Origin of the sequence: Solimicrobium silvestre (assembly GCF_002976435.1) — a bacterium.
GTDB classification, from domain to species: domain Bacteria; phylum Pseudomonadota; class Gammaproteobacteria; order Burkholderiales; family Burkholderiaceae_D; genus Solimicrobium; species Solimicrobium silvestre.
On the sequence record NZ_PUGF01000002.1, the window covers coordinates 260,003 to 282,160 of the forward strand.

General features: G+C 47.7%; 25 protein-coding genes. 12 read left to right on the plus strand and 13 right to left on the minus strand.

The genetic code is table 11. The features are described from left to right. Positions 1-175 precede the first annotated feature (175 nt). The 3 genes from S2091_RS03655 to S2091_RS03665 form a co-directional block, all read right to left on the minus strand. Positions 176-784: a DUF3592 domain-containing protein gene (locus tag S2091_RS03655; protein ID WP_105530431.1), complete on the minus strand. Its 609-nt coding sequence runs from the start codon at positions 782-784 to the stop codon at positions 176-178. A gap of 106 nt (positions 785-890) precedes the next feature. Further along, a complete protein-coding gene (locus S2091_RS03660) occupies positions 891-1,973 on the minus strand; it encodes a heavy metal-binding domain-containing protein (RefSeq protein ID WP_207769599.1) in 1,083 nt (360 codons plus the stop codon). 1,007 nt (positions 1,974-2,980) lie between these two features. Further along, positions 2,981-4,471, minus strand: a complete 1,491-nt coding sequence (locus S2091_RS03665; RefSeq protein ID WP_133166847.1) for a choice-of-anchor tandem repeat GloVer-containing protein — start codon at positions 4,469-4,471, stop codon at positions 2,981-2,983. A gap of 488 nt (positions 4,472-4,959) precedes the next feature. On the opposite strand from S2091_RS03665, the gene S2091_RS03675 reads away from it, so the two are divergent. From S2091_RS03675 to S2091_RS03705, 8 genes are all read left to right on the plus strand, one after another. Further along, positions 4,960-5,274, plus strand: coding sequence for a hypothetical protein (locus S2091_RS03675; RefSeq protein WP_105530434.1), 315 nt, complete (start codon positions 4,960-4,962; stop codon positions 5,272-5,274). A 137-nt stretch (positions 5,275-5,411) separates the two neighbouring features. Next, positions 5,412-5,639: a hypothetical protein gene (locus S2091_RS24390; protein ID WP_243405308.1), complete on the plus strand. Its 228-nt coding sequence runs from the start codon at positions 5,412-5,414 to the stop codon at positions 5,637-5,639. A 40-nt stretch (positions 5,640-5,679) separates the two neighbouring features. Continuing rightward, positions 5,680-5,805 (plus strand): hypothetical protein, encoded by a 126-nt coding sequence (locus S2091_RS24625; protein ID WP_279337128.1) that lies wholly within the window; start codon positions 5,680-5,682, stop codon positions 5,803-5,805. A 39-nt stretch (positions 5,806-5,844) separates the two neighbouring features. Next, a complete protein-coding gene (locus S2091_RS03685; RefSeq protein ID WP_341476984.1) occupies positions 5,845-6,435 on the plus strand; it encodes an HAD family hydrolase in 591 nt (196 codons plus the stop codon). A gap of 278 nt (positions 6,436-6,713) precedes the next feature. Further along, on the plus strand, positions 6,714-7,100 hold the full coding sequence (locus S2091_RS03690) for a hypothetical protein (protein WP_133166848.1): 387 nt from the start codon (positions 6,714-6,716) through the stop codon (positions 7,098-7,100). 41 nt (positions 7,101-7,141) lie between these two features. Then, the gene (locus S2091_RS23945) at positions 7,142-7,291 is read left to right on the plus strand and encodes a hypothetical protein (RefSeq protein ID WP_165794899.1); all 150 of its coding nucleotides are present in this window, start codon (positions 7,142-7,144) and stop codon (positions 7,289-7,291) included. 261 nt (positions 7,292-7,552) lie between these two features. Further along, positions 7,553-8,080 carry a hypothetical protein gene (locus S2091_RS03700; RefSeq protein ID WP_133166849.1) on the plus strand — a complete coding sequence of 176 codons (528 nt, stop codon included), beginning with the start codon at positions 7,553-7,555 and terminating at the stop codon, positions 8,078-8,080. A 107-nt stretch (positions 8,081-8,187) separates the two neighbouring features. Beyond that, positions 8,188-8,856 (plus strand): hypothetical protein, encoded by a 669-nt coding sequence (locus S2091_RS03705; RefSeq protein ID WP_133166850.1) that lies wholly within the window; start codon positions 8,188-8,190, stop codon positions 8,854-8,856. A gap of 83 nt (positions 8,857-8,939) precedes the next feature. On the opposite strand, the gene S2091_RS23790 is transcribed toward S2091_RS03705, so the two are convergent. Next, positions 8,940-9,263, minus strand: coding sequence for a hypothetical protein (locus tag S2091_RS23790; protein ID WP_133166851.1), 324 nt, complete (start codon positions 9,261-9,263; stop codon positions 8,940-8,942). A gap of 128 nt (positions 9,264-9,391) precedes the next feature. Between S2091_RS23790 and S2091_RS03710 the strand changes: the two genes are divergently transcribed. Then, positions 9,392-9,715, plus strand: a complete 324-nt coding sequence (locus tag S2091_RS03710) for a hypothetical protein (RefSeq protein WP_133166852.1) — start codon at positions 9,392-9,394, stop codon at positions 9,713-9,715. 75 nt (positions 9,716-9,790) lie between these two features. Here the strand turns inward: S2091_RS03710 and S2091_RS03715 are convergent, their stop codons facing one another. The 5 genes from S2091_RS03715 to S2091_RS03735 all read right to left on the minus strand — a co-directional run bounded on the left by S2091_RS03715 (position 9,791) and on the right by S2091_RS03735 (position 13,835). Further along, on the minus strand, positions 9,791-10,465 hold the full coding sequence (locus tag S2091_RS03715) for a hypothetical protein (protein ID WP_105530441.1): 675 nt from the start codon (positions 10,463-10,465) through the stop codon (positions 9,791-9,793). A 290-nt stretch (positions 10,466-10,755) separates the two neighbouring features. Next, positions 10,756-10,992: a hypothetical protein gene (locus S2091_RS03720; RefSeq protein ID WP_105530442.1), complete on the minus strand. Its 237-nt coding sequence runs from the start codon at positions 10,990-10,992 to the stop codon at positions 10,756-10,758. A gap of 322 nt (positions 10,993-11,314) precedes the next feature. Next, positions 11,315-11,686 carry a hypothetical protein gene (locus S2091_RS03725; RefSeq protein WP_133166853.1) on the minus strand — a complete coding sequence of 124 codons (372 nt, stop codon included), beginning with the start codon at positions 11,684-11,686 and terminating at the stop codon, positions 11,315-11,317. Positions 11,687-11,915: 229 nt separating this feature from the next. Continuing rightward, on the minus strand, positions 11,916-12,764 hold the full coding sequence (locus S2091_RS03730) for a hypothetical protein (RefSeq protein WP_133166854.1): 849 nt from the start codon (positions 12,762-12,764) through the stop codon (positions 11,916-11,918). A gap of 153 nt (positions 12,765-12,917) precedes the next feature. Next, positions 12,918-13,835 carry a metallophosphoesterase gene (locus S2091_RS03735; RefSeq protein WP_105530445.1) on the minus strand — a complete coding sequence of 306 codons (918 nt, stop codon included), beginning with the start codon at positions 13,833-13,835 and terminating at the stop codon, positions 12,918-12,920. A gap of 114 nt (positions 13,836-13,949) precedes the next feature. Here S2091_RS03735 and S2091_RS03740 point away from each other — a divergent pair, with 114 nt between their 5' ends. Then, positions 13,950-14,825 carry a WYL domain-containing transcriptional regulator gene (locus S2091_RS03740; RefSeq protein ID WP_105530446.1) on the plus strand — a complete coding sequence of 292 codons (876 nt, stop codon included), beginning with the start codon at positions 13,950-13,952 and terminating at the stop codon, positions 14,823-14,825. Positions 14,826-14,857: 32 nt separating this feature from the next. Here S2091_RS03740 and S2091_RS03745 read toward each other — a convergent pair whose 3' ends face one another. Further along, positions 14,858-15,577: a hypothetical protein gene (locus S2091_RS03745; protein ID WP_243405309.1), complete on the minus strand. Its 720-nt coding sequence runs from the start codon at positions 15,575-15,577 to the stop codon at positions 14,858-14,860. Here S2091_RS03745 and S2091_RS03750 point away from each other — a divergent pair. Further along, positions 15,576-15,848: a hypothetical protein gene (locus tag S2091_RS03750; protein WP_105530447.1), complete on the plus strand. Its 273-nt coding sequence runs from the start codon at positions 15,576-15,578 to the stop codon at positions 15,846-15,848. The two genes, S2091_RS03745 and S2091_RS03750, sit on opposite strands and share 2 nt — an antisense overlap. Before the next feature lie 204 nt (positions 15,849-16,052). On the opposite strand, the gene glmS is transcribed toward S2091_RS03750, so the two are convergent. Continuing rightward, positions 16,053-17,870 carry a glutamine--fructose-6-phosphate transaminase (isomerizing) gene (gene glmS / locus S2091_RS03755; RefSeq protein ID WP_105530448.1) on the minus strand — a complete coding sequence of 606 codons (1,818 nt, stop codon included), beginning with the start codon at positions 17,868-17,870 and terminating at the stop codon, positions 16,053-16,055. Between the two features lie 156 nt (positions 17,871-18,026). On the opposite strand from glmS, the gene S2091_RS03760 reads away from it, so the two are divergent. Beyond that, positions 18,027-18,500, plus strand: coding sequence for an Lrp/AsnC family transcriptional regulator (locus tag S2091_RS03760; RefSeq protein WP_105530449.1), 474 nt, complete (start codon positions 18,027-18,029; stop codon positions 18,498-18,500). A 65-nt stretch (positions 18,501-18,565) separates the two neighbouring features. On the opposite strand, the gene S2091_RS03765 is transcribed toward S2091_RS03760, so the two are convergent. Beyond that, positions 18,566-21,457 (minus strand): M16 family metallopeptidase, encoded by a 2,892-nt coding sequence (locus S2091_RS03765; protein ID WP_105530450.1) that lies wholly within the window; start codon positions 21,455-21,457, stop codon positions 18,566-18,568. 150 nt (positions 21,458-21,607) lie between these two features. Then, positions 21,608-21,979, minus strand: a complete 372-nt coding sequence (locus S2091_RS03770; protein ID WP_105530451.1) for a VOC family protein — start codon at positions 21,977-21,979, stop codon at positions 21,608-21,610. Positions 21,980-22,158: the final 179 nt, after the last annotated feature.

Genomic DNA, 22,158 nt, shown 5'->3' on the forward strand with positions numbered 1-22,158 from the left:
CGTAAATAGATCCTCTATGATCGCAATGGATTTTGTAACGGGCCAACAGTAAAATCCGCCTATGCTCGGTCGGTTCTCTAAACGGCCTGTCGCGATTCTACATAGCTGCCATTCAAACTAAGTTTTCAATGCTTTCAGGACTTGCAGTAACATCACAATAAATATGCCAGAACTGCTAGATGGTAAGCAAAATCGCCATGATTGCGACATACCAAAGAACGAAGGAAAACGCCAAAATAATATAATCCTCGATAGTAAGCCTTCGTCTATCGATGACAGATATCTGTGGATTGTTCGGGTCGTAATAGACTTGCAGTTTAAATCCTTCCACACGCTCCGGATGGGCATTCCATAATCTACTTCGAGCGGCAGGAAGTTTATACATCATGTGCCCGTAGCGGGTGGATACGTCGTTGTAATGGAGCGTTCCATTTACGGTATAAGAAAATCCATCGCTGTTCTCCATGGTGCCAGTTACGGTCGGCCAGGTCCGCTCTTCGAAACTCCAATACAGAGATTGGAGTAACGGTCGTGACACGATACATGCGGCACCCACTAACACGACGCAGAAAAACAGCATGGTCAATCTTCTATCGGATGACAAAAATGGTCGATTTGTTCGTCGCCTGATGACCGCATGGGTCAGTTTGGCCATTGCGCTGATTGCGACCAGAGCGGCTACCCAAGGCATTAGCAGAAAAAATAGGGATTGGTTTGAATGCAGCCAAGAATTTAATTCCATATTGAAGCTTTCAAATTTCCACTCGATGTTTTTCTTGGCCAACGACCTGAAATCGCCGCCGTCTCAACTGCGAACCTTGGCATATCAACTCTCCCTTAACTTAAATCTAGTTGTATCAATTCACTTGAGCCACAATCGACCTTTTTAGTCAGCCGCCGGCCCGGATAGACTGCAATTCAAATCCGCCATCGCCATTCAGCCAAGTGTCTTTATCGCGAATGATAGCCTGGCAGGGTAAAGTCGCAGTTTGAACCGAAAAGCCTGGTAACTTGCGCACCGCTGTTCCGATCGCCACGATCTCGATCAATCCGGAACCCAATTCGACAATATAGGTTTTCGTGCCAACGACCTCTTCGGCTCCAATTGCGTTCGCTTCCGATTTTAAACGGTCAAATACGTTTTCTCGGGCATCGTAGACCAAGGTCGTCAGTTCCCCGATTTCACCTTGGGCCAGACCGCGAAAAATAGCCTTCACCCCTCCAATCGCACCGAGCGAATAGACCGAGGTTGAAATCAATAATTTGATCGGCGCGTAACCCATACTCGATAGTGCCCACAGTTCTTCACCGGTCAGATCACTGGTCACCGGAAGTTGGTCGCATTCTACCGGTAGATGCGGATGCCTCGCGGCAGTGCCTGACATGACCATTTCATGAAACCCGTTGAAGCGCATGACGTTGGTCCGAATTCCCACTACGGCGTTGGCTCCCGCCCGTACGGCACCAGAAACAAGGCGACTCAATGCGTGGTGCCGGGTCTCGTTAAAAATATCACTGAATTCGCGAATCTCGCCACGCATAAGCGTTTTCAACGAGCCGAATATGCCGCCAACCAGACCTACTGAATAGGCGATGTTACCGAAGACGAAATGTATCGGATCGTAACCAGCATCCATATGACAATACAACTCCTGGGCGTCACCAGCACTTGTAAATAATTTGCCCGGATTATTCCCCAATACACCGGATCCGACGAACAGAAACTCGGAGTTTCCTGCCAGACCGCGCAATTCAGAACTGACACCAACAATGCCGTGCACACTCTCATGTTTGGCTTCATTCACCATGTGAATAAACGCAGCCTGTCTTCCGGCATGGATCATGTCGGTCACCTCTTTGATCTCACCCCCCATTACACCGCGGAACCCTGATGTGAGTCCGCCGAAAAATCCCATCGACTGAACGCTGTTTCCAATCAAAATGCCAGCAGCTCTGTAGCCCTTCAAATTCATGCAATAAATTTCGTTTCCTGATAATCAAGTTACAGTCGCTTGTGACATTCGTTAGTCTCCATGGTGAAAAATATGCGTAATTGACGTTGACCAGGTGTCTGATGGCGCCACAAAAAGAGTCATAACATTCTTAAATCATTCAAATTCCAAAGGCAGGCTTCAAACTGTACTTAGGGTAACGAAAATTTAATACGGTAATCCAGCGCTGGTATTACCACACCTGCCGGCCGCAAAGTGTCGGTATTTAACCAATAGTTTTGTTTTTTATTTAGTGAATCAACAATGTAATCGCGGAGCTACATTAACTGCAAACTTCAAGAAGGCGATTTGGATAACAATCGTTTCAGTAACACTATAACCACGGTAATAATCGCGGAGAACATGAACAGAATTATGTAATAAAAAAATCTGCTCCCCTGGTAATACATTTTTATAGTGAGCGGGACGAGTTCTCCCCAAACAAGATTGCCGGTCAAAAAAAGAAGTGCAGATATACGGAAAAGTACCAGTTTTGCGGCAATTGGATAAGTTCTGTTCGGTCCCGTCGACACCAAATATATACTAGCCAAATTAACGTGCTTATCGAAACTATCAGGTATTCGCTTGGCCGAACATTGTTAATATTTTTGCATCAAATTCAAATCCGAGAATTTACATTAAAGTCGTAAATAGATCCTTTATGACCGCAATGAATTCTGTAACGGACCATCAGTAAACGTTCGACTATGCTCGGTCTGTGCCGAGACTGTGTAAAAACAAAAAATTTCCAACTTTTTCTGAAAAATCATGGGTAGGGAGATCATTCCCTGCGTCGAAAAAATTGAATAGAGCGTGTTTTAAGATGCCGATTTTTTCGAGTGTAAATTAATTTTGAGTTTTTACACAGCCTCTGCCCTGACCCGTCAGTTGGAGCGCTCCATAGCGGGCATCCAAATGATAGTTCCCGTTGACGGGGTCAACCTGACTCTGTGCTGGTCCGCGCAGACCAGCACACGGGGCGCTGACAATTAAAAGGTCAACTTGTAGACCATCCCTTGACCATACGACCCGCCACGACTGGTCGTGCCATACATGCTGCCGTCCCTACCACGAACTAGATTTGCCACAGGCAATGTGTTGCCATCAAACGAATCGACTACTTCCTCTTGCCCCGACAGCGTCATTCGGTACACAGTACCTCCTCCGTTGACTCCGCCTGAAGATGTGGTGCCGTACATGTTCCTGTCCGGGCCGAAAGTCAATCCGGCGCTTGGCTGCGTACCGTCATCGGTCGTCGTGCCAAAGGAATAAAGAATAGTCATCGTGCCGTTTAATGAAATTCTGAATACGGTACCTTGATTGTAGGTTCCGCCAGCAATTGTCGTGCCGTACAAATTGCCATCTGGGCCCTGTACAAGTTGTGCGAGCGGCCGCGCGCCATCTGTAATGCCACCGGCACCAAATGAGTAAATTATCGACTCCGTTCCGTCTGGCGTAATTCTGAATACCGTGCCACTCCCTTGAACGCCAATCCCGTAGGTCGGCCCATATGCGCCGCCAAATTCAGTCGTACCGTACAAATTACCGTCGCTCGCAACGATCACAGATGCTTCCGGGGCGTTACCGTCATTGACAATACCATTGTCACCAAATCCGTATAGCGGTATCTGGACACCGCTTGTGTTTATGTTAAACACCATGCCGCAACAGCCGTAGTTCACCCACTGTGGTCCGCCTGCAGTTGTGACTCCATAGAAATTGCCTTTGGTGCCGATGGTCAGACCCGCCGGAAATTCAAAACCCTGTGACCAACTGACAATGGAAAACAGTTGAGTTTCGCGGCCACCCGGCGTCATTTTGAACACAGTTCCACAACCACCGTCGCTGAAACACGGAGCACCGCCTACCATCGTAGTTCCATACAGGTTGCCATCGTGCCCAACAACTAGTGTTCCCATAGGCAAGGCACCGTCCGTTGCGGAAGCGCCAAAATTATAAATAATGGACTCTTTGCCGTCTGTTGTGATTTTGAATACCGTACCGGCAGCTCCCCATGTCGCGTTCTGGTTGGTTCCGCCTGAAAACGTTGTGCCGTAGAAATTGCCGTCATTGGCCTGAACCAACCCGGCTTGCGGTCCGCTACCATCTAGTTGACCACCGTTGGTGCCAAATGAATACAGTAATGTCACCACCGGCGTGTGGTGCGTGCACACATGTCGATCAATACCTGGCGTTGTGGCTACTGGCTGCGTAACTGAATATTTACATTCATTCGTGGCGTTAATAGCCTCTTCCGCACTATTTCGCAACGTCAATTGGGTACCCGTTGCCAATTCAGCGACATTTGCATGCATAGAAACTGCAAGGATTGAAATGCCTGCACTATTAGAGCTGGTGGTGCTTGTATTGCTGGCATTGTTGCCAGCAGTACTACTGCCGCCGCACCCTGACAATGCGAGTACGCATATTCCAAGGCCAACTAATGTTTTTACCACTGCATCGCGTCGCTTTAAGTTCAAGTTATTCCCCTGTTTTTTAATGAAAAATCAAAGTAGTACAAAAATTGATTACCGCTTAGTTAATTTCAACCAAGAAGTGTAAGGATTAACGTTCTACTTTGATATGCCCTATTTAGGGCATTTTGAAAAATGTTGAGGAATTGAGACGAAATGATTATTGAATATCCAGCCTATATAGCAATCACTCTTCAGCTCGGCGCAACATTGCGGAAGTTGAATTGCTTAATGAATTTATGGATTGGTACACAAATTCAAGGTTTGAAATAAACCACCAGCATCGCCTGATTTATTTTCCGTATTTTTGGTGGTATATCTGGCAGTCCGGCTTTTGCCGTTCGCCAAAGTCTTGCTGGTTCTCTGTTTCGATTACGACGGCGACTGGAACTTAATCTGCCGAGCGATGCGTTACGAGATATCGGAAAGGCTGCGCGGCAAGAACGCATTTCCTCATCTTGATCCAGTTGCATTGCAAATATACTTCAGTGACAATGGACTCAGCGATCATGCACTGCATGGGCGCCAGAGCCAATCGCCATGCGGTTGACCACAAAAAGGCCAAGACCGATGCGATGCAGCTCAGGAAATCGCGCCAAACATCAGAGGAATTAAATATGCAGATGACGGCCGCAGATATTGTTTGGATAAAGGGGCAGGCGTCCTATGAGGATGGTGACACGCCGGAGCAAGCAGGCATCAAGGCTTTGCAACACGGTTATCTTCCGGAATCAGAAAGCTATGCCGGCTTCGGCAAAGGCATTGTCCAGTTGATAGAGCCTGGCGCGCATGATGGGAGTGATTCATGATTGGCTGGTGGATTGTAGTTGCGCGACAGACCCCGGAACAACGGGATGCAGCGCGCGATAATGAGGCGATCCTGGCAACCTAGGAGACGAGTATCAGCGGTATTGATTGGATTGAAGCGCTTGTTAAGGCGGGCAAAGTGACGCAGCTTTTGTATAGCGGTTATCCAAACCGTTATACGGCAGTCGCCGGTGACATTTTACCGAATATCTCCAATGGACCTCCGCGTCATGATGGCCAGACCATCATTGGCGACGATTACGTGATGCCGGGCAAATGGACCGGGAATGTTAAAATACGCCGCGACAAAATTGCTGCCTGCCCACCCGATCAGATACTGACAATTGATGTCTGGGATCAAAGTTAGCCTCCTGACGTGTCTTTAATTTTGATACAAGGACACTGAAATGAACGAAGACAAGAAAGCGGCGCGTCGAGTGGCAATTGAACACGCCAAGGCTAATAACTTCCCGAGTGGATTCGAGTCGACCAAGTATGGTTTGTCGATTTACGAGCAGTCGGAAAGAAAATAACCGTATGCCAGATGGCAAGAAGCTGTGGAAGGATGAATGATGGCAATCAGTGTTGTAGTATTCGATGCCTTCGGTACGCTGGTGCAGATCGGTGAGCGGCGGTCTCCGTACCGCAAGTTGATGCAATGGATGCGCGCTAATGGACGTCGGCCGCAAACGAGCGACGCGGGGCGTATCATGTCGCAGCCAGGTGGCCTTGCCGACGTCGCCAATCTATTCGACCTGTCACCGCCCGTTGATCTGCTGGCGGCCTGGGAAGCGGAGCTGCACGCTGAATTGGCTACGGTAAAACTTTTTCCTGACTCGCTCCCGACCATTGCGCGCCTGCGGAATGCTGGCTATCGCATCGGCTTGTGCTCGAATTTGGCCGCACCCTATGGCACGCCGGTTAAGGCACTGCTGCCATCCTTGGACGCTTACGCTTGGAGCTACGAAGCTGGTGCAGTGAAACCGGAACCAGGTATCTACCGTTATCTTCTAGATCGGCTCGGCTGTGCGGCAAGCGATGTGCTGTTTATCGGCGACACGCCAGCCGCCGATCTGGACGGTCCGCTGACCTTCGGCATGTCGGCGCGTCTAATTGACCGGAAGGCTGGGCAAACCTTGGATAAAGTACTTGATGACATGTAACGGTTTAGCCACTGACCTGCTTGCATACGTTACGTTATTAATCGGAAAAGCTTTGTGCTGTTGCACATAATACCGAAAAATGGGGTATTTGAACGCTTAACAAAAGTGCGAATTCACTTGGGAGTTAACGTATGAAAAACATCCATTCGTTCGTTGTTGCAACCGTTCTTGGTCTCGTTTGTTTTCATGCTCGCGCGAAGGAAGTGTCTTCGCATAGACTGTGCGTGGCAAACGATGAGCCTGTGTTTTCCTGCACGTTGCAGGGAAACACCCACAAGATGGTATCTCTCTGCGCGTCGCCTGCCTCCGCGCAAGGTGAAAGAACGTTTCGTTATTTGTTCGGATACCCGTCAAAAATCGAATTGACTTATCCATCAAGCGACAGCGACGCTGATTCGTTCACCCTCACGCATTTGGTTTATGCTGGGGCCACTGGTGGAAGCGCGTATGCTTTCACCAATGACGGCTATAAGTACATTCTGTATTCTATCGAAGGCACGGGACTCAAACGTTCGGGCCTGCTAGTGCAGCACGTGGGGCAGTTACACGCAGCCAGCGATTTGAATTGCACGCCATCGGCATTGGTTGAAAGCGGTGATGAGCTGATACCCAAGTGGAAGGCCGACCAAGACATTGATGCTCACGGCCTTCCAAGCACTCGTTGAATCTTATTGGTGTTCTGAACATACTTTAAAGAATATCCAATATGCCTACAGGCCCAAACCACACTGCACCGAAGGAAAACGGCAACTTCCTGTTGCCGGCGGCGCAAAGCGCGAGTCATCGAGAGGAAGGAATTGGCCAGCTTCATGTGCCAGATGCAGGTGGAGTCGCAAAACTTCACTCGAATGGATAAGAATTTGAACTACTCGGGCGACCGATTGTTTGACGTGTTCTCAGGACGTAATGGGATAGAGAGCCTTGAGAAATCCAATGCGAATGCAGCAGCGGAGCCGAGACGAGAGGGGAAGCGATCTATGGTGGCGAATGGGGCCGGAAAAACCTTGGGAATACGGAGCCGGGCGACGACTACAAATTCCACGGTCGCGGCCTTGTCTGTTGACAAGCGCCGAGCGCAAGCGTAACTTTCTCCGTTCAAACCATGAGTAAAATCACCATGCAATTTAAAAATAATTGGTACGTTTTATCGTCTATTGTAGTACTTGCGATAGGTACTTTTGACGCACAAGCGCAAACCAACCATTCCTTTTTAAAAACGGACTCTTTGATGTGCGACGGATGGACTGTTTCAATCCGAAGCATTTGTTCGGCCAGCGTAAACGGCGCTGTACCGCACTGCACTCAAAAGCTGACCTTTAAAACTGCAATTGGCGACGATTATTCAGTCAATTACGAACCCGATCCGGTTCAGCACAAAGACGAGCCTTTCGTGAGTCAGTTGAGTTGCAATCCAGGTGAAAACAAACACTATGTCGTTGCACACAGTGGGAATTTTGCAAATTGCTCGACTTGTGAATGGATTGACGTTTTTACCTTGCATGGAGACCTCATCGGTTCAACGCCCTCCATCGTGCGAGCTTTAAAATTGCCGCGCAAAAAATTATCGCGCAGTTTTGAGTCCTTACTTGGCGAACCTCTTAAAAACGAATTGATTTCTATCGACAGAACTTATTCTGAAAAGTAGGAGATCAGCGACAAACTTTGGTCATCATGTTGATCTGTCCATGGCCGGTGTGAGGGAACCAATTTTGAAATTCAATGATTCAAATTTACCAGTTTAGGAACTCAAATATGTTCAAATCAATTTTGCTTTGCTTCGGTCTCTTAATCGTTGCAGCAGCACACGCAAGTTCCGATGATGGGAAGCAAGGGAAAGATGAATCAGCGGTTATTCCGCCAGTTCAAAATATCAGATCGATCACCCCAATATTTAGTCAACTCTTACTGGCTCCATATCCGTCTGGATTCGTGACTATTTTCGAAAATGTGAGTGACACCCAGTACATCCGCGAATCAGTTCCTGAGGGAGAGAACGAAAATCAATGGTCTCAGATGATTACCCTTAATGGAGCTAAAGATCTTGCTACGAAAGCAGGAGTTACTTCTCAAATGTTAGTCGAACGGATTGCAGGTGGATTTCAGCGCGCCTGTCCTACGTCATTCTTGGCAATTAGGGTTTCTGACGATAAGATTGGTGGCAATGAAGCATTCGCTGCAATTGTAAGTTGCGGAACTTCTCCAACTACAGATGGGAAACAAAGTGAGACAGCATTGATTGCTGTGATCAAGGGAGATAAAGACTTCTATACAGTGCAGTGGGCCGAGAGAGCAACGGCATCAAAGAGGCCGCTAACTCTAGATGCTTCAAAATGGGTCGAAAGATATAAAACGCTGACCCAAGTTAAATTATGTCATATTGTCCCTGGAGAACAAGCGCCTTACCCTAGCTGTGTTGATTGAAAATACTTAGCAATAGGTGATATCCATCACCGACTGGTGTCGAAATCATCTTCACGCACCACTGGAATATCAGCAGCGTATTCTCAATGGGATATTGCGCTGCCACTATCGGAACTACGCTCGTCCGACGAATTGCCGCCTGTATAGTTCTTATCTGGCGATCCGCCACATCTGGCATATTTGGTTAGCGTGTCGAACGTGCGGGAGGAACGTGCGTTGGTCACGATATTTGAAAATGCTCGAACGCTGTACCCTATTGCGACCGGGCATTGCACATACTTGGAGCGCTTGGTGAAACTAACTGAAGAACTCAATGCGGCAATTCCGCAAGGTGGGATATGCGAGGACTGAGAGGAGTGACCCTCACGCTTACTCGTACATTCGTCGCTGTCGGCGATTGTCATCATTCTTCACTTAAAAATGCTCTAAATAGAGCGACAACCAGCGGACATTTCTATAGACTACCGGATCGTGCTACTCAGGGCTCGTGCGGTCACTTATAACGATTTGCATTTTTAGTCATCGGTTTAAATACATGAAGCTACCTCCCTATCAATTATCGAAGCGAGAAGGTCAACCTTGGCGAATTCCATTGAATGTCTCGTTACTGATTTTCCAGAGTTGGGTCGCATGTGCCTTATTTGCACTTGCCATGATTGGGATCTCAAATGCGTTGGGATGTAGTGTGAATGAAGGCGGTACAAGTCCATGTCTTATTGCTGGAATGGATATTCAGATTCTGATTTTGACGCCCACCTTACTTGCAGTGTTTGGTGCCCCGCTTTTTCTTATTGGAATATCGGGTAGTGCGGCAGTAGCATTGACTACTTTTCTGTTTGTCAGCATGAAAGGCAAGTGAACTCTGCGCGCAGGACCCGTGAAATAGCGGAGCCATCTGTTTTTAATTTTGTTCCCGTTTATTATTGCTACCTTCCTATGCAGACTTGGCAGAAAGCGCCGCTTCGAATGTTTTTGGGAGAGCGTCCAAATGATCTGGCAATTTGTCACCGTAATATGATTTGCCATCAGTTGCATCTCGTAGCGATTCAATAGCATCTCGCACTAGATCAGCCCAGTCTGATTCGCGGTTTAGTTGGTCCGAAGGAAGTTGGGCGAGACGATTTTCCAGAGCCAGTATTGCTTCGCCTAACGTATGGCCAATGACGTAAGGCAGCCAATTTGCAGAAAACACGTAATCCGTCGCGTAGAACATGTCATTGTCTCCTCCGCTGGATAACTCACGAACCGTGTCAACTTGATTCTCCGATGTTCCCAATGCAGCCCAAACGCCTTTACTGTAGCGATCATCCCACGCCTGGAAGCTGAACCCGTGTTTTGTCACAAGGTTATCGATTCGATCAAGAATCCTTATTTCCCGATCAAATAGACTGAGCGGTTTATCTTTGGCCCTGACGACAGTGAGAATATTGCGAACTTTGAAGAAACAAACCACGCTGGTGACGACGCAAATCAAACCAAATCCAATTACCATGGCTTCAAGTTCGTTATTGGGATTTTCTGCGACGATTCCAATAATTCCGCACAAGGCAAAACCAACCACCAAGGCCAGGGCAATCGATATGCCAATTACTTTGTAGATCCTATCCATTCTGTCACGACCAATTCTTAAAAAAAGCAGTGTTTTGTTCCAACACTAGCTGCCTAAATGACATTTGTGTAGCGGTTGTAATTTCGTTCTGTTCGAGGCTCATCACGCTCTGAACCATTCAATCCGTAAATTTTGGCCGGCTGGCCATTGACGGGCATACGCCGTCTGCTGATTCATATCAAAGCTTACAAACAACCGCTGCTTCTCAATGCAGTCATTCGATGGCGCGAACCGCCTTTTCGTTCAATGTGTAAGGCCAACATCGCAAAGCAGTTGGGCTGACATTTCAACTAGTCCCGTAGTCGTAGTAGCGTCGATTTTGCATCATCGGGAATTTCATTAAATCGTCGATGATACGGACTATTTCCTGACGGGTTTTCAACAAGGGTATTCGATTTTTCGTCAAAGACTAATGTGCCAAGAGGGCCCTTTTCATTGCCGTCATAAGCAATAATTTCAATAACGTTTTTTGCTTTATTATACGTCCCGGTAATTTTGAAACCAATTGGCGGAGGGCCACCAAGCATCGCGCCAACCCCATTAGCGCCAAGGTAAACGGCACTACCTTTATATAATAACCCGCCATGCAGGACCGATCCATCGGTAGTTCAAACACCGACTAATTGCGCCGGAATTATATCTTCGGCGAAAACTGAGTTTGCTATCAAAATTAATGTCGCAAGAATCGTTCTACGTAAAGTAACGTTCATAATCTTTCTTTCGTAGCGAGGGTTCAGAAACTCGATTTCTGCACGTTGAATCGAGCGACCGGAGCGTGCGGCGACGACCAGTCAATTAAAAAATACTTTATTTTTCAATTGCGCCTAGACAGATCGAATGGATCTACACTCAGTGGCCATCAATATAATTTACAAGGGCTTCCAACTCACCATACATCGGGATTCGGGAATCAATATTAAATGCCCCTGATTCCATTAGCCCAATTACCTTCTTGCACTCGTCGTGTTTGTCTTTATTTTCAAAGAAGCCATTGACCGCTTTATCTCCGTTTTTCCGGACGGCTGCGAGTAGCGCATTTGCTATATTATTTTTTCCCTCCACGCCGGTTAGACTTTCAGCTTCGGCCAAACGACGATTCATGTAAGTTATGGCAGCGGAATAGTGTTTAGAATTTTGCTTTTGCCAGCCTGCGACAAACTCCTTCGGCGTATCCGGTCTTCCCAAATCTTCAAAACAATAACTAGCAGTACGACCAATCATGTAATTTTGAGTGAGTGTGAAGCCTATCGCGGCATCCCGCGATTCAGAGGCTACCGGCTCCTGGGTCGCCGCTCTGGCAGTCACTGAAAAAATAAAAGTAGAAAAATGCGTGGACTCATAGGTATCTCATTGGTTATAAAGGCATCAGGCCCCTGTTTATGGAGTGAGCTCTATTGGACGAATGAGCTCCACGGCATGCGATCATTTTATAGTTGCCTGGCCGCCTTTCTTATTGCAAATAAGTTCGTCTCACGTACATCGACAAAGCTTTTGCGTTGCGGTATGTAATATATTCGTTCTGCAATTTGCGATTGTTTTTTTCAGTAGCTGGCGGCGTTGCTTTATTCATAAACTCAATGTTATCCGCCTGACTCTTATCTGCGCGATCCTGAGTGCTGCGAAGAAATACTTGGTAATCTTTGACGACGGAATCCATTTCGCCGCGCCACTTCGAAAACAATTCAATCTGGTGCGGCGTAAGTTTCCCCACAACCACATCGGGGCCGACCGTGAAGTAGCTGTTATCGTCGCTGTGCGCCTCCGAGAAAAGTTCCGCATATTCTGGCTTGGTGTAAACCATCTCATATCTGGCGTTGAGTTCCTTCGCTTTTGCTAGACTTTCGACCAGCAATTTCCCTTTGGCCGCTGATTCCGCATCCGGTGTAGCTGATCCTGATCCCCAGTAAAGATCGGAACACGCCCCCCTGGTTTCAAAATGCGTAATTATGCCGTTTGAATCGGCATTGACTACTATTTGGCATTCAGCTGTGCCGATTTGCTTTTGATAATAAGTCGTTTGGACACCATTACTGGAAGAAGAAGTGCCGACCTGTGCATTGTAAGCATATTTAGAATTCCACCCCCATTGATAAAGCCCTGTTCCATCTCCGACCGGTGTAACTAAGGGTTTCCCCCATTTCCCCATAGCTTCATAAATAGGGTGGCCAATCCAATTCTTATTGGCGATTGCTTCGGGAACGGAGATCATATGACCATCCGATGCGCAAGCAGATAGCAGCGCGCAGCAAATCGCCATGCAAGTAATTTTTGTCTTATTGAAAATATTTTTCATTATCATTAATTTCCCCTGATTACTTAGATTCGTCCATTCTTCAAGCACAGCTTGATAGACGCGTTGGAATTACCATCACCACCATTTCACTGCGCTCGTTCATGTTGCCCGCGCCATGATATTGGGGAACAAGTGTTTGTGCAATAAATTCTGGCGCCATTACACAGCAACAAACTGGCGAGCCTTCAGCTCAGACTCTCCTTCCCACCGATACGCCACCAACGCGCCTCCCTTGCCCACACTGTAGTCCACGCAGGCAATATGCGGGGTAAGCGGAGCCAAAGCGCCTCTATTCCAATAGTGGCCAATGAAAAGCGGCTTGTCGTTGGCGTAGAGAATGCGTGCCGATGCAGGAATCTGGTCGGTCGGCAAACGTTCTCGCTCTGCCCTGGCAAGCAATGCAGCGCGCCGATAAGTCGTTGCATCGGCATCCCACCAGCATGTGCGCACCTTGTTTCTTTTATGACCATCCTCGTCAAAATAAAACACGCCATCCGGCAGTTTGATTTGCAGTCCTTTGATCAATGCTTCGACGCTCTGAAACAGCACGGACTCAGGGTTGTTCGCCGCCTCAACGACCACCTGGGTAAGCCGATTTTCTTTATCCAGATATGGCTCCAACTCGTTCATATAAGCCGGATGCCAACAAGCATGAATGACACGCAATTCATCCAATTCCAGCCAAAGTGGCAAGGTCATGAACCAATCGATGACTTCCTTGTGACGCGCCTTGTCATGCTCGACTTCGGCCAGAAATGCCGCATGCTGATGCCGGTTCTTGGGGCGATGGACACGCAAGTATTCTCCGTCGTGAGCGGGATCCGGTGTATGCCATGCAATTGCATTAAATTCGTGGTTTCCGAGTACCGCCTGCGCCGATCCGCAATCGACCATGCGCCGGACGATATCAATAGTCGCTAGTTGCCCGGGGCCGCGATCGACGAAGTCCCCCACAAAAATAGCTGTTTTCTCTGAATGCCTCCAAGCCCCGGCTTGCTCACGGTAGCCAAGCTTTGCCAATAAGGTAGTAAGTTTGTCCGAGTGCCCATGGATATCGCCGATGATGTCGTAATTCATTTTTACACCACATAATCATTTTGATGATGTTATCGTACCTAATCTTTTTTATCATGTCAACGTGTAAAATGGAGACATTCTAATCATTTGGCATCCGCAGGGGCAAAGCTCGTCATGAATATCCGCTCAATCGAAAACTTCGCGCAAACGCAGCGCGACCGTCTGGCTTTTATTGAATTCCGTCTTTGGTTTCTCGGCGATATTTCCCGCCGGGACCTGATGGAGCGCTTTGGCATTGCCCCGGCAATGGCAACGCGCGATCTCGCGGCATATCGCGATTTGGCACCAGGGAATATCGATTTCGAAGGTAGCAGAAAAATATACGTCACCGGCAGAAATTTTTCACCCTTGTTCGAACATGACGCCGAGCGTATTCTTTCCGCCTTGTCCAAAGGTTTTGGCGACGGCACGAGCGAGGCCACGCAGGGTTACTTGCCGTTCGAATCACCCCTCCGACTCAACAGGCCATCATTGCCGGTGCTTGCAACCATCAGCCGCGCCATTCATCAGCAGATGGTCGTTCGGGTGAAATACCATTCATTGAAACGCGGCCCGTCCAAAAGGGAAATTATTCCGCATGCATTGGTCGACAGCGGTTTGCGCTGGCATGTGCGTGCGTACGACCGGCGTCTCGCGCAATTTCGTGATCTGGTGTTATCGCGAATTGAAGCGCCAATATTGCAGGCGGATTCAATCGTGGAGGAACACGAGCTTTGCGATCGGGATGATCAGTGGACACGAATAGTCGCTCTCGAATTGGTGCCTCATCCCAACCATGCCTGGAAAGAAATCGTTGCGCGAGATTTTGGAATGACGAAAGATAAATTGATCGTCAAAGTCAGAGCCGCGATTGCCGGTTATCTTCTCCGGCTTTGGAATGTCGATTGCAGTGCGGACAACCACCTGGATCCCGCAATACATCGTTTATGGTTGCGCAATACGAATGTACTTCGCGGCGTCATTAGCGCTGAAATCGCTCCGGGTGCTTGATTGCATTCGGCTTACGTTGATCTAATGAAAAACTATCTCCCCGATTCTTTTTCAATAGTAGACAATTTGGTCAAGAAGTCGGCTGCGCCAAGTTCTTGCAGCGTCTTTTGCAGATCTGCGCTGGCTTGCACTTTGGCTTTTGCCTCCGACGCGAGACGCGTGCAGTGAGTGATCCACAATAGCTTTGCCTTGGCCAAGTCGGGTGAGGCACCTGATTTTTCCAACACGTTACGCACCTCCTTGTATGGCGGTGTCGGGTTGGAAGCGTAATACGGTTGGCTCACGACCATTGGCACGAACTTTGTCGGGATATCGAATATTTCAGGATTACAAACCCACATGGTTTGCTGTATCGAGAAATTTGCAGCGATCCACGGCGTAAGCCCGGATCTATCGGCGTCATTGATATGTTTCTTTATAATACTGGACGTGAGTAAGGCTGTAACGACATTCGGATATCCCAGATAGGCAGCGCTAACCAGTGGGGAATCTTCGTCCTTGCCATCCGCAAGAAGACCGGCGGTTGCGCCGGTTGCAATATACTGGCGAATTTCGTCTGCAGCCTTCGCCTCGGCATCAATCATTGCTGTGGGATTACCGCCTGTTTCTCCCAGAACGTAAATGCGGTCATTCAGTGAGTTGAGAACGGCGAGGGGTTCCCTTGGCGCATCTGCTGCATTCGTGGTGTTCGAAAATATGAGTAGAGGCAGCAGAGCGGCAAAACCTGTCAGAGTGTTAGTCAGTTTTTTCATGAGTTTGCAGGTGGATTTCCATACGGGTTCCCCGATGTCGTATCTGTGGGGCGTCCCACGTTGTAACCTAAACAGCATTTGCTGTCAATTTGTCGGCGTCAAACCAGATATAGAGATCCCGACGGCGCAGGCTTTCTATTCAGCTTATGCTGCAGCTTTGAAATCATTGTTACCTAAAGCCGCCGATTCGCGAAGCAAAAAGAGGATTGAAGATGCGCTTGCTCATGCTGAAAAAGCCGAACCTGAACCGGCTAATTACACAAGGCCATAACTTAAGCAAAAAAGATTGGCGAGGTGAGTAAATGGTTTGAAATCTCTTAGCCAATCTTTTAAAATTCCGACCTGCGCAAAGAGTCTGCAGGAGTTGTTGTCAGGTCGGACATCCGAACATCGTGAGAGGTAAACAGTTTGCGACTTTAATAGCAAGGAACAAATATTATTCCTTGCCATTAATACCCACTACCTCAATATAAACTCACTCTACCGTAACCGATTTCGCTAAATTTCTCGGTTTATCCACATCCGTACCACGCGCTAATGCGGTGTGATAGGCCAGCAACTGCAAGGCGACTGTATGCAAAATCGGGGACAGTTGGCCGTAGTTTTCTGGCAGGCGAATCACATGCACGCCTTCGCTGGAACTGATATTGGAATCGGCATCGGCGAATACATATAACTCGCCGCCACGTGCCCGTACTTCTTGCATGTTGGATTTTAATTTTTCCAATAACGCGTCTTTCGGGGCGACAGTTACCACCGGCATTTCCTTAGTAACTAAGGCTAGTGGGCCGTGTTTTAATTCGCCTGCCGGATAAGCTTCGGCGTGGATGTAAGAGATTTCTTTGAGCTTTAATGCGCCTTCCAGAGCGATCGGATAATGCATGCCGCGTCCTAAAAATAACGCATTTTCATAGCGCGCAAAATCTTCTGACCAGGCGATAATTTGTGGCTCTAACGCTAATACGGCGCTAATCGCTACCGGCAAATGGCGCATAGCTTTGAGGTGTTCGTTTTCTGCTGCTTCGGTGATGCGGCCCTTGCTTTGTGCTAAGGCTAAGGTAAGTAAAAACAGGGCGGCTAACTGGGTGGTGAAGGCTTTGGTTGATGCGACGCCAACTTCCACGCCAGCACGGGTGATGTAGGCTAATTTGCATTCACGCACCATCGCGCTGGTGGCTACGTTACAGATGGTAAGGGTGTGTTCCATTCCCAATGAGCGGGCATGTTTAAGTGCTGCCAAGGTATCCGCAGTTTCGCCGCTTTGTGAAATGGTGACGACTAAACTGTTCGGGTTTGGCACGCTATCGCGATAGCGGTACTCACTGGCTACTTCAACTTGTACCGGAATTTTAGCGATTGATTCTATCCAATATTTAGCCGTGAGTCCGGCGTAATAACTGGTGCCGCAAGCCAGGATTAGCAGTGAATCGATTTTCTTGAAAACACCGTGTGCAGCGTCGCCAAATAGTTCTGGCATGATGCCGGTAACGCCGTCCAACGTATCGCCAATCGCACGTGGTTGCTCAAAAATTTCCTTCTGCATGTAGTGGCGATAAGGGCCTAATTCTGCTGCGCCGGTATGTGCGTGTACTGTGCGCACTTCGCGCTGTACCGGGCGGCCATTGGCATCGACTATCCAGCAGCGTTGCAACTGTAAATCAACAACGTCGCCTTCTTCTAAATAGATAATTTGATCGGTGGTGCCGGCGATTGCCATGGCGTCGGACGCGAGGAAATTTTCACCTTGGCCTACGCCGACAATTAATGGCGAACCTTGTCGCGCACCGATCACCCGATGTGGTTCATCGCGGCAAAAAACGGCAATCGCATACGCGCCATGCAAGCGTTTTACGGCTTGTTGCACGGTTTCAAATAAATCGCCTTGGTATAAATGATCGACCAAATGCGCGATGACTTCGGTGTCGGTCTGGCTTTCAAAAACGTAACCTAAAGCGCGTAGCTCTGCGCGTAATTCTTCATGGTTTTCGATAATGCCGTTATGCACCAGAGCGATCCGTTGGCGGGAAAAATGCGGGTGGGCGTTATCGGTGGACGGTACGCCGTGGGTTGCCCAGCGCGTGTGGGCAATGCCGGTAAAGCCGGATAAGCCGGACTGTTCAATTTGCTTCTCCAGCTCCGCTACGCGGGAAGTGCTGCGTGAGCGTTGTAATTCGCCATGGGTGTGCAAAGCGATGCCGCAGGAATCATAACCACGGTATTCGAGTCGCTTTAAGCCTTCTAGCAGAATGGGGGTGATGTTACGTTGTGCTACTGCGCCGACGATGCCACACATAGGGAGCCTCTAATGAACTGGTTGGGATAGCCGTATCGTAAAAGAAGTTGAGAGAAATTATTCTGCATAATTTATATATTTATGAAATTTATAATCAACATCTAGTTATTGTGAAATATAATTACATTTAATTTAAATATATAGTGAAATATTTCAATGAAAACCGTAAAAATCATCCTTGATGAACTAGACAGGCGCATTTTGAATGCCCTGCAAGATGACGCGGCACAAACCAATCAGGAATTAGCTGAGCTGGTTCATGCTTCCGCACCAACTTGTCTGCGGCGCGTAAAGCGCTTGGTTGACGGCGGCGTGATTGCGCGGCAAGTGGTGCTGTTAGATCCGGAAAAAGTGGGCGCAAGTTTGAGCGCGATTGTTGAGATTACGTTGGATGTGCAAGCGAGTGAGCGTTTGATTGAATTTGAAAAATTAGTGGCAACCGAGGCCGCTGTGCAGCAATGTTATCGGGTTTCGCCAGGGCCGGATTTTGTATTGATCATTCAAGTGGCGGATATGGCGGCTTACCATGAGCTGGCGCATCGACTCTTTGCGCAGCACGCCAATGTGCGTAATGTACGGAGTTTTTTTTCGGTGTTGCGCAGTAAGTTTGAAACGCGGATTGCGGTGTGATGTGCTGGGGATAAAAAGCGAAAAGCGCGGGATTACAGTTCAATGTAATCCCGCGCTTGGCTTAATTATTTTTCAGGGTAGAGCACAACCTGTACGTAGTTTTCTGTATTCAAATAACGCTTAGCGCTTTCTCTTACATCCGCCAATGTAATCGCATTAACGCGATTTTCTACTGTCAGCAGTTCTGTCGTATCGGTGTTAAACAGTGTGGCATCTTGCAGGTAACGCAGCCATTGTTCATTGGTGCGCATGGCGATGTTGTGATTTTTAATCCAGTTCAGTTTTACCTTATTCAATTCTTCTTGCGTTGGACCGGCACTGTTGATTTTTTCTTTTGCCTGCTTTTGATCCTGATCTTGACCCTGATCTTTCACTGGCTCAGGTGGCGTTTCACTTTTTATTTTTTCAATTTCAGCAAACGTCGCGGCGATCACTTTATCGACATTGTCGGGGCCGCAAGGTAAGTTAATAGCGATGCGATAATTTTGGTAAGGAATGCGATCAATTGATCCGCTCATGCCGCCGCTGTAAATGAGGGTTAATTTTTCACGAAGTACGTCGGTAATACGCAAATTCATCACTTCAATCAGCGCATTAAAACGCATATTTTCTTCTTTGGAATAGTTAGCCGGTCCTGTGAAAATGATCGAAACCTGGCTCTTTGGTTCACTACCACTATGGACTTCTTTCTTAACTACGCCAGTGACCGGACGGATGTTTAAATCATGGTAAGAAGTGCTGAGTTCCGTGGTTGGTAAGCTGGCTAAGTAAGTCGCTATTAATGGCTTGATTTTTTCTAAATCAAAGCTGCCTATCAAAATAAACGTAAACCCTTTTGCGCTGTTAAATCGTTCGCCGTAAATAGCGGATGTACGATCTAAATTGATATGGGTAAAATCGTCTGGTTTAGGTGCCAGTGATAAGCGTGGATGGTTGTTGTACAGCGTGGTTGATAGCGTGTTAGAAAATACTGATTCCGGCCGTGCCATCGAGTTTTTTGTTAAGTCTTGCATGCCGCTGATAAATGCCGTGTACAAATCCGGATCTTTACGCGGATTTGCAAAACGTAAGTAGATGGATTGGAACAGTGTTTCAATGTCCGAGCTGGCCGCATAGCCAGACAAATGCTCGGTATAGTTGCTCAAACTGGTATTGAAGGACAGCGATTTTCCGGCAAGTATTTTTTGCAAATCGGTTGGCGTGTAGCTTGCTAAACCCATGCTTTGGGTTACTGCTGTGGCGTACAGCGCATTGTATTTATCTGCATCATCAAACAGCGATAGTCCGCCAAAGCGAGATGCGCTTAATAACACTTGATCGCTTTTAAAGTCGGTCGGTTTGAGAATAACTTTAAGGCCGTTGGAAAGCGTTAATTCTGTTGTGCCGAGCCTTACATTGACTGTTTCAGCCGTAATGCTGCCAGCGTTGGGTGCTTGTGCTAATAAACTGGTTGGAATGGCTTTGTCGCTATTGGCAAGCACCGGCGCTTTTTCTGCCGAGTTGACCCAATTTAATAATTGCGTATTGGTCGGAATAATTTCGCCTTCTTTATTCGATCCTAAATAGGTGGCTAATTTGGGGATGTTGTCAGGAATATTTTTTTGCGCGTAATGGTTAACTTCATCTAGCGTAATGCCTGGTAGTAGCTCGGTAGCGTAGGCGTATTCATTCACAATTCCGGGTATCGATTCTTCTGTTAAGAAATGGCGGATGTATTCGGCGGCATACTCGGAAGAGTTTGATTTATCTCTTTCGTTGTATGCCGTTTCAAAGAAGCGTAAATGATTTTTTTTGGTGCGCTCTAATTCGGCACTACTAAAACCAAATTGGCGGGCACGTTCATTTTCTTGAATCAGCGCAGTAATTGCTGATTCAACACCTGTGCGGCCGATGATTGCGGCGGAAGAAAAAGATTCATAACCGTGCGCAAGTGCTCCGATTGAACTGCCTCCGCCTATAAACGGCGGCGTGGCTTGTTGTGTGAGCTCTTGCAGACGCTGATTGAGAATGGCAGAACTTAAGTTTTTGATCAGCGATTGACGGTAATCTGCAATGCTTTTGTCTGGCGTACTGGGTTGAACCGGGTAACGAATCATGACGACATTATTCGTTGCTTCTTTATCGGTAATCACCAAACCGGCTGATGCGTCGCGAGTAGGAATTTTTGCATAGTTACGCGGGCGTTCGTTGGCGGGATTTTTCAGTTGGGCAAAGTGCGCTTTTATCATTTGTTCGGCTTGTTCTGGCTCTATATCACCAATCACCACCACCGCCATTAAATCAGGACGATACCAATCCGCATAAAAACGTTTAATCGCGTCATGTTTAAAATTGCTGATGATGTCTTCTTTACCGATCGGTAGACGCTCGGCATATTTGGAGCCGTTAAATAAAGCGGGGTATAACTGCTTGTTCATGCGGTCGCCGGCGCCTTTACCTAAGCGCGCTTCTTCCAAAATGATATGGCGCTCGGAATCGATATCTGCGTCATTCATTGTTAAGCCTTGCGCCCAATCTTCCAGCACCAAAAAGCCGGTTTCCAGGTTTTCTTTTTTTGTAGTCGGAACCGGCAAAATGTAGACGGTTTCATCAAAGCTGGTGTACGCGTTTAAGTCGGCACCAAATTTAATGCCGATGGATTGCAGATACGAAATCAGCTCATGTTTTTTAAAATGACGTGAACCGTTAAACGCCATGTGTTCCGTAAAATGCGCCAGGCCTTGTTGGTCATCGTCTTCCAGAATGGAGCCGGCTTTAACGACTAACCGTAGCTCTACCCGTTTTTCCGGTTTACTGTTTTTTTGAATATAGTAAGTTAAGCCATTCTCAAGCTTGCCCATTTTTAGTAGCGGATTAATAGGCAGTGGATCTGAAAGCGTGATGGCACTTTGTGCCGACCAAGTGAGCGCCAGCAACAGCGCGCCAGCGAATATTTTGCGTAACGAAAATGTCGTCATTGTTTCGTCCAAATAAAGTTTGAACGTGAATAATACAATATTGATAGCAATATTGCGGAAAATGATTGACGTTACAGAGAGCGATTAAACAGGGGAGAGCGGCAGCGCAAGAGTCAGATATCTTGCGCTGCGTTTAGACAATAAGCAGTATTAAGGTGCTGAAGGTGCAAATACCCGCAAGCGGTTGCCATCCGGGTCGAGCGCTACAAAGGTATAGCCAAAATCCATCGCCGTCGGGGTTTGTGCAATCACGAGGCCGCGTTCTTTCCAGTCGTTATGCTGCGCAGTGACGATGTCGTTGTTGGCTACTGCAAAAGCTAACTCACTTCCGCCTTGCGACGCGGTCACAGCGGGCTCTACCGTGTGTTTGGCCCATAAGCCCAACTTGACGCCGGATTCCAGCGCGAACATGGCAAAGGTGGGTGATTTTTCGATTGCTGGTTTGCCCAGCAGCTTAGCGTAAAAATCGGCACTGGCTAAGGGGTTGGCAACATACAGAAGAATGAAGTTGGGATTAAACATGGCGTTATTCCTTAAGTTAATGATGGGTTGGGCTTAAGCAGTTGTGACTGGGTTTTAAGCTGACTTCATCTTAAACTTGGTTGCTGACAGTTTCTGTCAGCAGTGTTTTTAGCTAAGGAAAGTGCGGTAGGCTGGAATGAAATCCCAGCCTACATTGTTCTCATTATTCATGGCCGCCC

What these genes read in the sequence shown, in the direction of transcription:
- glmS (WP_105530448.1), bottom strand. Translation starts at nt 17,870, where the DNA reads ATGTGTGGCATCGTCGGCGCAGTAGCACAACGTAACATCACCCCCATT.
- S2091_RS03745 (WP_243405309.1), bottom strand. Translation starts at nt 15,577, where the DNA reads ATGAAAAAACTGACTAACACTCTGACAGGTTTTGCCGCTCTGCTGCCT.
- S2091_RS03765 (WP_105530450.1), bottom strand. Translation starts at nt 21,457, where the DNA reads ATGACGACATTTTCGTTACGCAAAATATTCGCTGGCGCGCTGTTGCTG.
- S2091_RS03730 (WP_133166854.1), bottom strand. Translation starts at nt 12,764, where the DNA reads ATGATAATGAAAAATATTTTCAATAAGACAAAAATTACTTGCATGGCG.
- S2091_RS03685 (WP_341476984.1), top strand. Translation starts at nt 5,845, where the DNA reads ATGGCAATCAGTGTTGTAGTATTCGATGCCTTCGGTACGCTGGTGCAG.
- S2091_RS03725 (WP_133166853.1), bottom strand. Translation starts at nt 11,686, where the DNA reads ATGATTGGTCGTACTGCTAGTTATTGTTTTGAAGATTTGGGAAGACCG.
- S2091_RS03690 (WP_133166848.1), top strand. Translation starts at nt 6,714, where the DNA reads ATGGTATCTCTCTGCGCGTCGCCTGCCTCCGCGCAAGGTGAAAGAACG.
- S2091_RS03770 (WP_105530451.1), bottom strand. Translation starts at nt 21,979, where the DNA reads ATGTTTAATCCCAACTTCATTCTTCTGTATGTTGCCAACCCCTTAGCC.
- S2091_RS03700 (WP_133166849.1), top strand. Translation starts at nt 7,553, where the DNA reads ATGCAATTTAAAAATAATTGGTACGTTTTATCGTCTATTGTAGTACTT.
- S2091_RS03740 (WP_105530446.1), top strand. Translation starts at nt 13,950, where the DNA reads ATGAATATCCGCTCAATCGAAAACTTCGCGCAAACGCAGCGCGACCGT.
- S2091_RS24625 (WP_279337128.1), top strand. Translation starts at nt 5,680, where the DNA reads ATGAACGAAGACAAGAAAGCGGCGCGTCGAGTGGCAATTGAACACGCC.
- S2091_RS03675 (WP_105530434.1), top strand. Translation starts at nt 4,960, where the DNA reads ATGGACTCAGCGATCATGCACTGCATGGGCGCCAGAGCCAATCGCCAT.
- S2091_RS03735 (WP_105530445.1), bottom strand. Translation starts at nt 13,835, where the DNA reads ATGAATTACGACATCATCGGCGATATCCATGGGCACTCGGACAAACTT.
- S2091_RS03750 (WP_105530447.1), top strand. Translation starts at nt 15,576, where the DNA reads ATGAGTTTGCAGGTGGATTTCCATACGGGTTCCCCGATGTCGTATCTG.
- S2091_RS23945 (WP_165794899.1), top strand. Translation starts at nt 7,142, where the DNA reads ATGCCTACAGGCCCAAACCACACTGCACCGAAGGAAAACGGCAACTTC.
- S2091_RS03715 (WP_105530441.1), bottom strand. Translation starts at nt 10,465, where the DNA reads ATGGATAGGATCTACAAAGTAATTGGCATATCGATTGCCCTGGCCTTG.
- S2091_RS03760 (WP_105530449.1), top strand. Translation starts at nt 18,027, where the DNA reads ATGAAAACCGTAAAAATCATCCTTGATGAACTAGACAGGCGCATTTTG.
- S2091_RS03710 (WP_133166852.1), top strand. Translation starts at nt 9,392, where the DNA reads ATGAAGCTACCTCCCTATCAATTATCGAAGCGAGAAGGTCAACCTTGG.
- S2091_RS03720 (WP_105530442.1), bottom strand. Translation starts at nt 10,992, where the DNA reads ATGCTTGGTGGCCCTCCGCCAATTGGTTTCAAAATTACCGGGACGTAT.
- S2091_RS03705 (WP_133166850.1), top strand. Translation starts at nt 8,188, where the DNA reads ATGTTCAAATCAATTTTGCTTTGCTTCGGTCTCTTAATCGTTGCAGCA.
- S2091_RS23790 (WP_133166851.1), bottom strand. Translation starts at nt 9,263, where the DNA reads ATGATGACAATCGCCGACAGCGACGAATGTACGAGTAAGCGTGAGGGT.
- S2091_RS03660 (WP_207769599.1), bottom strand. Translation starts at nt 1,973, where the DNA reads ATGAATTTGAAGGGCTACAGAGCTGCTGGCATTTTGATTGGAAACAGC.